Below are 13,487 nucleotides of genomic sequence, written 5' to 3'. Positions count from 1 at the left end.
GGAGTATACTAATATTGATAGAGATATTATAAGGAGATTATTTATTATGAAGAAAAGTAAATTATTAGGTACAGCATTATTATTGCTAGGTTCCATTAGCATTTTAACTGCTTGTGGGAACAGTAATAACAATGATTCACAATCCGATAAAAATTCTAAGAAAATTACTAGTTTAGAAAAGCAAGTTAAGAAAAACTCTAGTTCTTCAAGTTCCTCAGTTTCAAGTAGCAGTGATAGTGATAGTTCTAATAGTAGTTCATCATCTATGCAAAATGATAATATTGATGATAAGACTGTGGGGACAATGGTAGCATTGTTACAAGAACCAGACTGGTTTAAGGATAATGTTAAAGACAATGCGATGTTTTATGGAAAAGTTCAAAATAAATATGCAGGAAATGATAACCAACTCAAGGGTTATAGTATGGTAACGGCTAATGGAGATCCAACCTCCTTTATTTACTACTTAAGAAATGGTAACAATGTAACTTATAAGTACTGGGTTCCATCTAAGACCAAAGGTGTTGCTGGTGGCCATTTAGTAGCAAAAAATGTTACTGTTGATCAATTAGTTAATGATTACTATGTTAATCAAAATCAAAAGGACGAAGTTAATGGATATGTAAATAAATTAGGTTCTGAAAAAGAATATCAAGAAAAACAAGCTGAAAAGAATTAATAATTTTAACTTTTCGACAACAAATAATACGTAAATGTTACAATTGCATTGCACACAACATAATCCCTTTTATTTTAATACCGTTTGAATGTATAATGATGGTATAAATAAATAAAGAGGGTATTCATATCATGAAGCAAATTAAGAAACTTTTGCTAAGCGCTGTAACATTTACAGGAGCACTTGTTATGTTTGCAGGTGTTAGTTCGAATGTTAAAGCGGCTTCGACAACTAAAGATGCTAGCTCATCCAGTGTCAAGGCATCTTCAACGTCTAAGGATGCTAGTTCATCAGTTGTTAAGGCTGGTTCATCATCCAGTGATAGTACTTCCAATAGTACATCTAATGATGATAGTTCTAATGGGTATACAATTAAGTCTGCAACCCAATATCGTTTACGAAGCATCAATACTTCAAACATCAGATTTTGGAGTCAACCATATGCTAAGGGTGTTCAAGCTCAAGGAAATACTAAACAACTTAAGGGCCAATTAGTTAAGTTGAACCGAGTTGCTACGAAGGGTAACAATACTTATTTTGAAGTCTATGGTTTAGGACCAACATATGGTAGCAAGAACTTAGGTTGGATCAATGCAAAAGCCTTAAGTCAAGTTACTAATTACCAATTACCATTTACTTATTCTAGTCAGTTATATCCTACTTATGCTCCAGATGCTTGTGAAGCCGTTAGTTTATTAATGGCATTGAGTGTTAGAGGTTTAGCTACTAACGTTTCAACCAAGGCATTTATTGATGGGGTTCCACGTAGTAGTAATCCTAATTATGGTTATACTGCTGATCCATATCGTCGTGGTTCTGGAGCAACTATTTATCCAGTTGCTTTAGCTCGGTATGCAACTAAGTGGACTAATGCAGCTGCTGATATCACAGGGGCTTCTAAGACGAAGTTAATTTATGAAATTCGTCATGGAAATCCAGTTGTATTTGAAGGAGCTAGAGGGATGTCACATCCAAATTCTGATCACATTTTAATAATGGTTGGATACAAACCAGGTTACTTTGAAATTGCTGATCCACTTAAGTGGAAGTCATCAACAGGTAAAATTTTCTGGACTTCAACTTCTAACTTTATGAATTACTTTACAACTAAAAAACGTGGTTCTCGTGCCATGGTATTAAGATAATTAAATTAAAAACGTGTCGAATTCAGATTACAATCTGAGTTCGACACGTTTTTTTGTAAGAATTTAATTTATTTTTTGGAGGGGGAGAATAACGGATTTAATTAATTGCTTTGATTAAAGGATCGACGCGGTTTTCTAAAAAAGCCCAACTAGATTCACACATGTCTTGGAGGGAACGTTGTGGAGTCCAATTTAAAACTTTCTTTGCTTTACTGATATCAGCAATTGTCTTTTTAGCATCGCCTTTTCGACGGGGAGTTACTAAGAAGGGGATGGGTTCGCCACTAGCTACTTCAAAAGCATTCTTAATTTCAAAAACACTGTATCCTTTTCCGCTCCCTAAATTAATTGCGTCAAAGTAGTTTTCGTTTTCGATTACTTGATCAATTGCAGCAAGATGGCCTTGAGCTAAATCTGTGATATGGATGTAATCACGAATGGCAGTTCCATCGGGGGTATCGTAATCATCCCCAAAGATGTTTAATTCATTTTGGTTGCCCATTAAAACATTGAAGATAGCAGGACCTAAGTTATCAGGTTTACCCTTAGGTAAATCACCCAATAAACCATTTTCGTTTGCACCGAGAGGATTAAAGTATCTTAATGCAATTGCACTCCAACCGTGTTTGCTATTAACAACATCTTTTAAAATTTGTTCATCTTGTTTTTTACTTGTTCCGTATGGATTCATACTTTTAGCGGTATCTTCTTCACGAATAGGATTGTGTTTTGGACTTCCGTAAACACAGGCGGAAGAACTGAAAACGATATTTTTAACATTTGCGTTTTGCATCGCGATTAGTAAATTGACGATTCCGTTAACGTTATTTTGGAAGTATTTAATTGGATTATGAACGGATTCACCAACTGATTTGTATCCGGCAGTGTCAACAACACAATCAATTTGGTATCGTTTTAACACCTGTTCAACAAATGGGACATTTAGCATGTTGCCCTTTTCAAAATTAACTTTCCGACTTGTTGCAAGTTCGATTTCTTGAATTCGTGATTGATCAGACTTAGCGAATGAATCGATAATTGTGACGTTATCACCACGATTTAATAATTCAACAGCAATGTTGGAACCAATGTAACCAGCACCACCTGTAATTAGAATATTTGACATGTTGTTTCACTCCTTTGGGTAATGTTTATTTACTATCATCATTTGATAGTATCTATACTATAAGGGACGAACCTAAAATGAAGCTTAAAATGAAATTATGGAACGTTAAAATGCATTAAAAAAAGAAATAATTCTAGTTAAAGAATCTATTTGTATCAAATAGATTTTATTTTGCTTGAAAAAGTTAAAATTTGAGTTATTATATAAACAGTATAAATGATTTATACTGTTTATATAATAAAGGAGAATTAATAATGAGTAATTTCAAGAAAGTGTCCATAATTATTGCAATGTGTATTGGTACATTCATGTGTCTAGTAAATGAAACGATTATGAATGTTGTTTTACCAGAAATTGAACATGGTTTGCATACTAATTTGACTTCAATGACCTGGGCAATTAACGCATATACAATTATCTTTGCAGCTTTAACAATTCCATTTGGCAGATTAGCACAAAGAATTGGCGTTAATAAATCGTTCCTAGCTGGAACTTTTATTTTTTTAATAGGAGCAATTATTGCTGCTTTTGCTCCAAACATTAGTATTGTTATTTTGGGAAGATCAATTCAAGCTTTTGGAGTTGCATTTGTTTTTCCATTATCAATGATTATTGGGATTTCAATCGTTCCAATTCAAAGAAGATCTTTGGTGATTGCGTTATTGAGTATGACGCAGGGACTAGCAGGAGCATTAGGGCCTAGCATTGGTGGAAGTTTAGCTCAAGCATTTAATTGGCGATGGGTGTTTATTATAAATGTTCCATTAGCAATTATTACAATTGCCCTTTGTTTAGTAGCAATGAACTTTAATGAAAAAGTCACTGATAGTAAGATTGATATCTTAGGAAGTATTCTAAGTATAGTTGTTCTATTTTCACTAACGTTGGCTCTAGTTCAAGGTAACAAGTGGGGATGGAGCAGCGCAAGCATCATTAGTCTATTTGTGACTAGTGTTATTGCCTTAATTTTATTCATTTTATATGAACGTCGAATTGACTATCCAATGATTCCAATGAAATTATTTACTTATCGTCAATTTAATGGTTCAGCATTATCTATGTTAATCGGAACGGTTTTCTTTGTTGGTGTTCTATCAGTATTACCAACTTACTTCGTTAGTTTACAAAATAAGAGTGATTTAACTGCAGCATTGTTAATTACACCTGCATCAGCAATGATCGTGGTATTTTCGCCAATTGCATCAATGTTAGCTAAAAAAATTGGTGGTCGAATTTCCATTATTTTAGCTGCTTTATTTATGGGAGTAGCTTATATTCTTCTTTGGAATATTAATATGTATAATCAGTTTCATGTGGCAATTGCTTGTGCAGTATTAGGTGCAGGTTATGGAATCATAACTGGGGCTATGCAAAGTTTAGCAGCATCTGATTTTAATGGAGATTTATTATCGTCCTCTCAACCAGTTATTTTAGTAATGAGATTGATAGGTTTTGCTTTAGCAGCTTCTATCTTTATTACAGCATTAAGCAATAATGTAAAGACAGCTAAAAATCAATCAATTAGTTATGCTAAAAACCAAGTTGAACGATTGAATCTTAGTTCTAATCAAACAAATAGGATGAAACGTCAAGTAACAAAGCGTATTCGTGAAGAGAAAAATGAAAAAAATAAACCATACCATGTTTCTAATGCTCAAGAGAATAAGATAATTAATGCAGAATTGATAAAATTTCCTGTTCAGATGCGTTCTAAATTGAAGCCAACAATTGTTAAAAAGATTAATAGTAAAATTAAAAAAACAGAAAATAAGATTAATCTAGCTACTACAAGAGTCAGACATAATACTAAGAAGCAATTCTCACAAGCATTTACCAAAATATATAAGATTGCTAATCCATTTGTTTTTTCAATCATTTTGTTAGCATTTATTTTTCGTCGATTGAATAAAAAATCAACTAAAAAAAATAATCATTTAAGTTTTTAAGAAATAACTGGTTTACTTTAGGAAATTAGCTGATTAAATTGTATAATAAATCTATATAATTTAATTAATTTAAAAGAGAAGATGATTTAATGGCATATTCAACCGCTTTTTCACAATCAATTTCCATTATGGCTTATATAGGAGCTGGATCTCAAATGGAAGATTGTAAATATTTATCAATTAAAAATATTTCTGATAAATTAAAGATACCTGTTCCAAGTATAAAAAGACTGATTTCGTTAATGAAAAAAAATGGCTTATTGGATACGAAGGCAGGTATTGATGGTGGATTAGCATTGAGTAAGGATACTAATCAAATTTCTCTTTTAGATATATTTAATTCAATTGAGGGAGTTAATCCATTATTTAAAATATATGATTCATTTGATTTTGACTCATTTGATAGAAATAAAACTGAAGTTGAAACATGGGTCAATAATGAAAAAAATGTTTTGAATACAATAGAAGAAAAGATGCTTTTAGAACTTAAGAACACGAGTTTAGCAGATATCCTTAATGTTAAATAGAACACATCTGTTATGTTATAATTAACGCATACGTTCAAAAGGAGCCATTAATATGTCACAAAAATATCCTAATTTATTAAACTATTTAAATCAGTTACAAAAAGAAAAGATTTTTGATTTTGATCGATTTGTTGAAGGAAATCGATTCGTTGATAAAGTTCGTCAATCGAACGATGAAAAAACTGCACAAAAAATTATTATGGAATTTGATCAAGCTTCATTTAATGCTAAACTTCGTGATTTAGAATTTAAATTTGCTAATGACTTTGACACATTGATTGACAATGCAATGGGAAAGGGTGACTATGGAAAAGTTGCCAAGTATGCCCAAGTTGCTCAATTATTGAAACAAAATCATCTAACAAAGGTTATTTGGTTAGATCCTGACAATGATGAGCCAATCACATATTCCCAATTAGCCCAAAAACTAACACAATTAGCATAATAACTTACTTAACTAACTACTTAGAATTATTATTAATTTCTAGGTAGTTTTTTTATTTGCTAAATTCCTTACGTGAATAAAAAAAATATGGTAGGATAATCTTGTTAGACAGCTAACAAAAAGGAGAGAATTATTATGAAAGGTGAAGCAATCGGCAAACTGTTAAAAATTGCTTCTAATCAGATAGTTACAAATTTTGATAATTATACAAAAAAATTTGGGTTAACAGGAAACCAACTGTTATTAATTGATTATCTATATGATAAAAGAGATAGTAACGTTTGCCCACGAGATATTGAAAAAATGTTAGTGGTTAAAAGATCTACGGTATCGATCCTATTGAATCGGATGGAGGAACATGGTCTGATTCAAAAAGAACCAGATGAAAAGGATGCCCGGTTAAAGCACATTGTTTTGACTGATAAAGCACTTCAAATCCGTTCTAAAACAAAGGATTATTTAAGTCTAGAAAGTGAACATTTACATTCGATTATGTCTGATAAAGAAATCGAAGAATTTACTAAATTATTAAATAAAATTATTCATGGAGGAACAACTGATTATGGAAAATGTTAAAGAGAAAATTCCAGTTAGTCTAATGTTATCGATTATTGCTGCTGGATTAATGTCATTTTGTGGAGTAGTAGGAGAAACAGCTGTCAATATTGCCTTTCCAACTTTAATGAATCAATTTGGCGTATCAACTGATGCGGTTCAATGGATGACAACAATTAATTTACTATTAGTCGCAATTGTTGTCCCACTATCTGCAATTCTAAAAAAACGTTATAAAATGAAAAGTGTTTTTGTGGTAGCTAATCTATTGTTCTTGATTGGATTATGTTTAGATTCATTTTCACCAGATTTTGCTTTGTTAGTATTAGGTAGAGCAATCCAAGGAATTGGAACCGGACTTTCCTTGCCTTTGATGTTCAATATTATTTTAGAACAAGTTCCCGAAGATAAAAAAGGGATGATGATGGGAGTAGGAGCTCTAATTACTGCCATTGCTCCTGCTGTTGGCCCCATTTTTGGTGGAGCAATGGTATCTTCAATTGGCTGGCGTTTCATTTTTATTTTATTAATTCCATTGATTCTTATTTCCTTATTTTTAGGAGTTACAACAATTAAACAATCTAGTCCATTGGAAAAAGCTAGTTTTGATGGTTGGAGTTTTGGAATGATCATTGTAACATTTGGCAGTTTAGTTTATGGATTTAGTCAATTAGGAAGTGCCAATGCTTCTTTAATGCAAAGTGGTTTGTTCATTTTAATTGGTTTGATTGCTTTACTTGCATGGGTCATTCGTTCTAATAAATTGTCTGATCCAATTATTAATTTAAAAACGTTAACTAATTTTGGGTTTAGCAGTCATGTAATTGCGATTGCCGGAATTCAATTCACGACGCTAGGTTTATCTTTTATCTTACCGAACTATATTCAAATCGTAAGTAAACAAAGTGCTTTTGCAGCCGGTTTAGTTATGTTACCCGGTGCCGTTCTAGGTGCTTGTATGGCGCCGATCGCTGGTAAATTGATGGATAAGTTTGGTCCTAAAAAACCACTTATGATTGGTTCATGTTTTTTAATTGTAGCTAATTTATTGTTATTCATCTTAGGTTTAAATTTATCAGACATCGCAATGGTTATTCTCTACACGGTCTACATGTTAGGGATGGGTTTGATGTTCAGTAATTTAATGACTAATGGGATTCGGGCTTTGAACGTTAAATTTGCAGCTGATGGAAATGCCATCAACAATACCGTTCAACAACTAGCAGGAGCAATTGGAACATCAGTTATTTCAGCAGTCGTAGCAGTTAGTCAAAATGCCAGTGGCGTTCCTAAGATAACCGGAACGGCTATTGGGGCTCATCATGGTTTTCTTCTTTTGTTAATAATTATGGTTATTCAAACCGTTATTTTAATCATGGGATTACGGAGAAACAATAAGGTTTAAAATTTAAAGCAAATGGTTTGTTAGCTAACAGGTTATGTTGTACACTATTAATTGTTAAGAATCATATGAATTGTGAGGAGAAATAATATGAAAACAGAAATGTTAGAATTAGAAAAGAAACGTCGTTCAATTTATGCATTAGGACGTAATATTAAAGAAACTCCTGATGAATTAACTGATTTTATTAAGAAGACAATTAAGGAGACCCCATCTCCATTTAATAATCAAACGACCCGAGCCGTTATTACTTATGGAAAATATCATGAAAAAGTTTGGGACATCGTATTGAAGGCCCTTCGTAGAAAGATTAAAGATGATGGTGCTTTTGCGAAGACGAAAGAAAAAGTTGAAGGCTTTAAGGCTGCTTATGGAACCATTCTTTGGTTTACTGATATGGATGTTGTTAAGAAGCATCAAGCTAAGTTCCCAACTTATGCTGAAAACTTCCCTGATTGGTCTGAACAAGCTCAAGGAAATGCCCAATTTGCTGTTTGGACTGGTTTAGCTGAAAATAATATTGGGGCAAATCTTCAACATTACAATCCACTAATTGATGACGCCATTGCAAAAGAATTTGATATCCCAAAGAAATGGCGCTTACGAGCTGAAATGGACTTTGGATCAATTGAAGCTCCAGCCGGCAAGAAAGATTACATGGATGATAAAGAAAGATTTAGAGAATATAAATAATTGAATATTTTAAAGGTTTCCTAAGTATGTTAAATCAATAATGTTTAACCCATGATTAAAGGAGCCATATTATGACTGAACCTAAAAAAATTTATAAACCTGAATTTGTTAAATTACGTGATAAGGCGTTTACTGATAAATCATTGATGGATCAAGTTCGTTTTTACTGGAAGCATCCTGAATATGTTATCGATCGTAATACCCAAAAAGTAAAGCCGGTGACAACTGATATTTTGCATACTTGGATCAAGCATTTCTTTGCTCAGCATCCAAAATTTAATGCCACGACCGAAGTCGAATATGTGGATGATGACTCGTTAGTAAAAGCGGTTATTAAACTTGATGATCAGTATACTGTAAAGATTTTAATCGATCAATACGGGGCACTTAATATTCACGATAATTCTTATTTACGTGATCATTATAATTATGTTCCGATTGACAGTATTGTTAATCCAGATGATTTAATTTTACAACGAATCAATAAGTATCACCTTAAATTTAATCGAATTTATATTTCTAATTCACAAGTTCGGATTGGGGCTGATGAAGAAAAATTATTCGATCAGGAGTTAAATGATTTCTTAGAGTTTCTTGCTGATTTTGTCAATCATCCTGATAAATACCAATCGCAAGCGAAATAATAAAAAAGACTTATAACTATTAGATAAATTCTAACAATTATAAGTCTTTTATTTATATAAATAACATTTTTGATCGATTAACTTAAACGACTAATAATAAATGCACTTATTAGAACTAATATTAATCCAATGATTGTAAAAGTCATTTCTTTTTTATCTTTATGTTCATGTAAGATGAAGATTCCCCCAATTGTAGCAACGATAACGTTTAATTGGGTAAGTGGAAAAGCATTTGATACTCCATTTTCATTCATGGAAATTAAGTAAGTTAATGTTCCGAATCCACCGAAAATACCGATTGAACTAGTGATAAAAGTAGATTTAGTGAAGAACACAGGTTGTTTTTCCTTTGAACGCATGTAGAAACCAAGTAAAATTCCACCAACGAACATTCCGATACATTGTGGTAAAACACCTTGCATTCCACTAGCTTGTGGTACTCGTGGGAATACAGAACATGCTGTATAACCTAAAGAACCAATGATTAATAATGGAAGACCAGCTTTATAATCTAGTTTCTTTCCCTTGCCCGAGGTATCAGCTTTATCTTTTAAGCTTGTCATGGTAATTCCAATGATCAAAATCACGATACTTAGGAAACCGAGCAGTTTAGCAGTACCTGAAGCCCATTCACCCCAAACGATGACTCCTACTAATGGAATTTCAACTAATTGTAGTCCGGTTGAAATTGGCATTGCAGTTGAGACGTTCATCTTTACCAACGCCATAAATTGCATTAGTTGAGCAATCGACCATAGGAATCCACCTGCAAAACACCACCAGAAATCAGCTGCTGAAATTGATGGACGGAAAATTAAATAGAGGATAACTCCAATAATAATTTGTCCGTAAACAGTTCCAACAAGTTGATTTGAAGGGCGTCCACCAGCAAGAGTAGCGATGATGGGTCCGATTCCCCACATTAGGGCTGGTAAAAGACCAATGATAATATTCAATTGAAAAACTCCTTTTTTATTCGATGATTATATTATAGCAAAATAAAAAGATTGTGTAAATATGCACAATCTTTTTTAATTAGCTTTTAAAATCAAATCGTTTGAATCACTAGTTCCTGATTGAATATCATTTGATTGATGTTTTGTTGCTTCAAAGATATTGTGAGTAGCTTCCCAAATTCTTTGAGCAACATCTGGATGATTCATTGTGTAAAGATGAATCCCATCTACTCCTTCAGAAACTAAATCGATGATTTGGTCAATTGCATAAGCAATGCCAGCATCCTTTAAGGCCAGTTTATTATCAGCATATCGATCTAAAATACTGCGGAATTTCTTGGGAACAGGGATGCCAGATATTTCAGCAATTCGTTCAATTTGTTTCTTACTAGTACAAGGCATAATGCCGGCTTCAACTGGAACATCAATATTAGCAAGAGATAGTTTTTCTTGAAAATCGAAGAAGACGTTATTATCAAAAAATAATTGTGAAATTAAATGATCACATCCGGCATTGACCTTGTATTGAAGGTGACGAATATCATCGATAAAGCTAGTTGCTTCCGGATGGCATTCAGGATAACATGCTCCGGCGATGCTGAATTGAGGATACTTATTATGAATATAGTTCATTAACTCATTTGCATGGTGAAAAAAGTTTGGACTAGGTAAATTTGGAATTAAATCACCACGTAATGCTAAAATATTGTGAACACCAATTTGGTCTAACTTTTGAATTAAGTCATCAATCTGAGCAGGGGTTTGATAGATTCCTGGGACATGGGCAACGGCAGGGACATGAAGTTGATTTTGAATAATATCAGCAACTTTTATCGTTCCGTTATTTTGAGCAGAACCACCGGCACCTAATGTAACTGAAATAAAATCGGGATGGACAGCATTTAATTCATTTAATGGATTAACGATTGAATCAAGTGACGATTGTTTTCTGGGTGGAAAGACTTCCAGTGAGAAAACGGTTTTCTTTTTAAATTTGTCCGTTAGATTGCTCATTTTTAAGCTCCTTTCTTACGTCCTTAGTTGCTGTGACCATGTTCTTTAGACTTTCAAATGATTCTTCTTCACCACGAGTCTTAAGTCCACAATCTGGGTTAATCCAAATCTTTGAAATGTTAAGTTTGTGGCAGAATTGTTCAATTAATTTTTGTAGTTCTTCTTCTGATGGAACCCGAGGTGAGTGAATGTCGTAAACTCCCGGACCGACTTCGGTTTGGAAATTATCCTTAACCAATTGATCGATCAATGTGAAGTCGCCTCGGGATGCTTCGAATGAAATGACATCGGCATCTAAGTTATCGATAGCTGGTAAAATGTCATTAAATTCGCTGTAACACATATGAGTATGAATTTGGGTACTTGGTTGAACACCACTGTGAACTAATCTAAATGCTGGAACAGCCCAGTCAAGATATTCTGAGTTCCAGTCAGTCTTACGAAGCGGTAGGTTTTCACGTAAAGCAGGTTCATCAACTTGAATGATCTTAATATCGTGTTTTTCAAGATCTAAGACTTCATCCCGAAGGGCTAATGCAATTTGGGTAACCGTTTCTTTTCTAGCGATATCTTCACGAGGGAAGGACCAGTTGAAAATAGTAACAGGGCCAGTAATCATTCCCTTTAACCAACGATCAGTTAGGCTATTAGCATAGACAGAAGCGTCAACAGTGATTGGAGCTGTTCTACTAACATCACCCCAAATAATTGGAGGCTTAACTCCACGAGTCCCATAGGATTGAACCCATCCATTTTGAGTGAAGACGAATCCATCAAGTTTTTCACCAAAGTACTCAACCATGTCGTTTCGTTCATATTCACCGTGAACTAATACGTCTAGGTCTAAATCTTCTTGAATTTTAATGATTCTTGCAATCTTATCCTTGTTAAATTGATTGTATTCTTCACGAGAGATTTCATTATGACGGAATTTACGACGATTAGCACGAACATCACTGGTTTGTGGGAATGAACCGATGGTGGTAGTAGGTAAAACAGGTAATTTAAATTCTTCTTTTTGGATTTTTTCACGTTCACTGCGTTTTGGTAAACGATGATAATCTTGATCCGTTAATTTATTGATTCTATCATGAACAGCTTCGTTAAAGGGATGTTTAACATTTTTGAATAATTGTTCATTTTGTTCAAGAATTTCTTTTCCTTTAGCATCATTACTAAACACATGATCCAAGTCAGTTAATTCACTTAATTTTTCAATCGCAAATGCGAGATGTTGTTTAACATCATGACCTAATTTATCTTCGTTCTTAGCGGTATATGGAACATGAAGTAATGAACAGGAAGTATTAATAACGATTGGAGCATTTGTTGATGCTTTTAGTTGATTTAAATTCTTTAAACTAAGATCATAGTTGTTGCGCCAAATGTTTTTACCATTAACGATACCAGCAAATAATGTCTTATCACTTGGAAAGCCAACTTCTTCAACTAATTCTAAGTTATGAATTCCTTCAACTAAGTCAAGGCCGACAGCATCAAAAGGTTTAGAAATAACGTCTTCATAAATGTCTCTTAGATCACCAAAGTAATTTTGAATCAAAACTTTTACTTTATGTGGTTGAGCTAATAAAGAATCATATATCTTATCAAAAACTCTCTTTTCACTATCAGTAACGTCGAATGAAAGAGCAGGTTCGTCTAATTCTAACCATTCAATATTTGATTTATCTAGTTGTTTGAATAAATCTTTATAGCCATCAACTAACTTATTGATAAATTGTTCAGGAGCGGTTTCGTCTAAGAATCTTGATAATCTTAAAAGAGTATAAGGACCGACAATGACAGCCTTAGGATTAACCCCATTAGCTTTAGCAAGCTTTAATTCAGTAAACAACTTGCTGCCGTTGAATTTAATGTCAGTATCAGAATGAAATTCTGGAACGATGTAATGGTAGTTAGTGTTGAACCATTTTTTCATTGGAAGAGCTTTGACACTTTCGTCACCATGTTGATAACCACGAGCTTGAGCAAAATATTCGTCTAATGGAGATAGGTTCAAGTCTTTGTATCTTTTATCGACGATGTTGAATGCAACTGCGGTGTCTAAAAAGTTATCAAAGAATGAAAAATCACCAACGGGGATTAAATCAATTCCGGCAGCTTGTTGTTCTTTCCAGTGCTTAATTTTCAATTCGTCAGCTTTTTGATTTAATTCTTCTTGGCTGATTTGTTTTTTCCAGTAATGTTCTGTAGCAAATTTTAATTCACGGTGTTCACCAATACGGGGAAATCCAATTGTTGTAACTGTCATAATAAAAAACTCCTTTATATTTTTAAATCTATAGTTATCATCCATTCTCATTTATTTTGGGTACAAAAAAACGCCCCTAGAAC

At 33.3% G+C, this 13,487-nt stretch carries 13 protein-coding genes; 9 read left to right on the top strand and 4 right to left on the bottom strand.

Going from position 1 to position 13,487, the window contains the following annotated elements; translation table 11 throughout:
• The first annotated feature begins 46 nt into the window (after positions 1 to 46).
• Together AC3B6G_RS06800 and AC3B6G_RS06795 are read left to right on the top strand one after the other, a co-directional pair.
• Entirely contained in the window at positions 47 to 679 is a 633-nt protein-coding gene (locus tag AC3B6G_RS06800) for an Lreu_0056 family protein (protein ID WP_489849658.1), read from the top strand.
• 188 nt (positions 680 to 867) lie between these two features.
• Entirely contained in the window at positions 868 to 1,824 is a 957-nt protein-coding gene (locus AC3B6G_RS06795) for a C39 family peptidase (protein ID WP_489849657.1), read from the top strand.
• Between the two features lie 97 nt (positions 1,825 to 1,921).
• Here AC3B6G_RS06795 and galE read toward each other — a convergent pair whose 3' ends face one another.
• Positions 1,922 to 2,950 (bottom strand): UDP-glucose 4-epimerase GalE, encoded by a 1,029-nt coding sequence (gene galE / locus AC3B6G_RS06790; RefSeq protein ID WP_489849656.1) that lies wholly within the window; start codon positions 2,948 to 2,950, stop codon positions 1,922 to 1,924.
• A gap of 254 nt (positions 2,951 to 3,204) precedes the next feature.
• Here galE and AC3B6G_RS06785 point away from each other — a divergent pair, with 254 nt between their 5' ends.
• The 7 genes from AC3B6G_RS06785 to AC3B6G_RS06755 all read left to right on the top strand — a co-directional run bounded on the left by AC3B6G_RS06785 (position 3,205) and on the right by AC3B6G_RS06755 (position 9,162).
• Entirely contained in the window at positions 3,205 to 4,896 is a 1,692-nt protein-coding gene (locus AC3B6G_RS06785) for an MFS transporter (RefSeq protein WP_489849655.1), read from the top strand.
• A gap of 89 nt (positions 4,897 to 4,985) precedes the next feature.
• Positions 4,986 to 5,423: an RrF2 family transcriptional regulator gene (locus tag AC3B6G_RS06780; protein ID WP_489849654.1), complete on the top strand. Its 438-nt coding sequence runs from the start codon at positions 4,986 to 4,988 to the stop codon at positions 5,421 to 5,423.
• Positions 5,424 to 5,475: 52 nt separating this feature from the next.
• Positions 5,476 to 5,868, top strand: a complete 393-nt coding sequence (locus tag AC3B6G_RS06775; protein ID WP_489849653.1) for a hypothetical protein — start codon at positions 5,476 to 5,478, stop codon at positions 5,866 to 5,868.
• A gap of 135 nt (positions 5,869 to 6,003) precedes the next feature.
• Entirely contained in the window at positions 6,004 to 6,444 is a 441-nt protein-coding gene (locus AC3B6G_RS06770; RefSeq protein WP_489849652.1) for a MarR family winged helix-turn-helix transcriptional regulator, read from the top strand.
• A complete protein-coding gene (locus AC3B6G_RS06765) occupies positions 6,431 to 7,828 on the top strand; it encodes a DHA2 family efflux MFS transporter permease subunit (RefSeq protein ID WP_489849651.1) in 1,398 nt (465 codons plus the stop codon). Before AC3B6G_RS06770 ends, AC3B6G_RS06765 begins: the two co-directional genes overlap by 14 nt.
• Positions 7,829 to 7,915: 87 nt before the next feature.
• The gene (locus AC3B6G_RS06760) at positions 7,916 to 8,518 is read left to right on the top strand and encodes a nitroreductase family protein (RefSeq protein WP_489849650.1); all 603 of its coding nucleotides are present in this window, start codon (positions 7,916 to 7,918) and stop codon (positions 8,516 to 8,518) included.
• 71 nt (positions 8,519 to 8,589) lie between these two features.
• Positions 8,590 to 9,162 carry a hypothetical protein gene (locus tag AC3B6G_RS06755; protein WP_489849649.1) on the top strand — a complete coding sequence of 191 codons (573 nt, stop codon included), beginning with the start codon at positions 8,590 to 8,592 and terminating at the stop codon, positions 9,160 to 9,162.
• 77 nt (positions 9,163 to 9,239) lie between these two features.
• On the opposite strand, the gene AC3B6G_RS06750 is transcribed toward AC3B6G_RS06755, so the two are convergent.
• From AC3B6G_RS06750 to metE, 3 genes are all read right to left on the bottom strand, one after another.
• Entirely contained in the window at positions 9,240 to 10,118 is an 879-nt protein-coding gene (locus AC3B6G_RS06750) for a GRP family sugar transporter (RefSeq protein WP_489849648.1), read from the bottom strand.
• Between the two features lie 75 nt (positions 10,119 to 10,193).
• On the bottom strand, positions 10,194 to 11,132 hold the full coding sequence (metF, locus tag AC3B6G_RS06745) for a methylenetetrahydrofolate reductase [NAD(P)H] (protein WP_489849647.1): 939 nt from the start codon (positions 11,130 to 11,132) through the stop codon (positions 10,194 to 10,196).
• Positions 11,107 to 13,404 carry a 5-methyltetrahydropteroyltriglutamate--homocysteine S-methyltransferase gene (gene metE, locus AC3B6G_RS06740; RefSeq protein ID WP_489849646.1) on the bottom strand — a complete coding sequence of 766 codons (2,298 nt, stop codon included), beginning with the start codon at positions 13,402 to 13,404 and terminating at the stop codon, positions 11,107 to 11,109. Before metE ends, metF begins: the two co-directional genes overlap by 26 nt.
• Between the last annotated feature and the right edge of the window lie 83 nt (positions 13,405 to 13,487).

The organism is Nicoliella sp. ESL1149, from assembly GCF_058107265.1.
This window is presented reverse-complemented; position numbering and strand designations above follow the sequence as displayed.

What these genes read in the sequence shown, in the direction of transcription:
- AC3B6G_RS06800 (WP_489849658.1), top strand. Translation starts at nt 47, where the DNA reads ATGAAGAAAAGTAAATTATTAGGTACAGCATTATTATTGCTAGGTTCC.
- AC3B6G_RS06795 (WP_489849657.1), top strand. Translation starts at nt 868, where the DNA reads ATGTTTGCAGGTGTTAGTTCGAATGTTAAAGCGGCTTCGACAACTAAA.
- galE (WP_489849656.1), bottom strand. Translation starts at nt 2,950, where the DNA reads ATGTCAAATATTCTAATTACAGGTGGTGCTGGTTACATTGGTTCCAAC.
- AC3B6G_RS06785 (WP_489849655.1), top strand. Translation starts at nt 3,205, where the DNA reads ATGAGTAATTTCAAGAAAGTGTCCATAATTATTGCAATGTGTATTGGT.
- AC3B6G_RS06780 (WP_489849654.1), top strand. Translation starts at nt 4,986, where the DNA reads ATGGCATATTCAACCGCTTTTTCACAATCAATTTCCATTATGGCTTAT.
- AC3B6G_RS06775 (WP_489849653.1), top strand. Translation starts at nt 5,476, where the DNA reads ATGTCACAAAAATATCCTAATTTATTAAACTATTTAAATCAGTTACAA.
- AC3B6G_RS06770 (WP_489849652.1), top strand. Translation starts at nt 6,004, where the DNA reads ATGAAAGGTGAAGCAATCGGCAAACTGTTAAAAATTGCTTCTAATCAG.
- AC3B6G_RS06765 (WP_489849651.1), top strand. Translation starts at nt 6,431, where the DNA reads ATGGAAAATGTTAAAGAGAAAATTCCAGTTAGTCTAATGTTATCGATT.
- AC3B6G_RS06760 (WP_489849650.1), top strand. Translation starts at nt 7,916, where the DNA reads ATGAAAACAGAAATGTTAGAATTAGAAAAGAAACGTCGTTCAATTTAT.
- AC3B6G_RS06755 (WP_489849649.1), top strand. Translation starts at nt 8,590, where the DNA reads ATGACTGAACCTAAAAAAATTTATAAACCTGAATTTGTTAAATTACGT.
- metF (WP_489849647.1), bottom strand. Translation starts at nt 11,132, where the DNA reads ATGAGCAATCTAACGGACAAATTTAAAAAGAAAACCGTTTTCTCACTG.
- metE (WP_489849646.1), bottom strand. Translation starts at nt 13,404, where the DNA reads ATGACAGTTACAACAATTGGATTTCCCCGTATTGGTGAACACCGTGAA.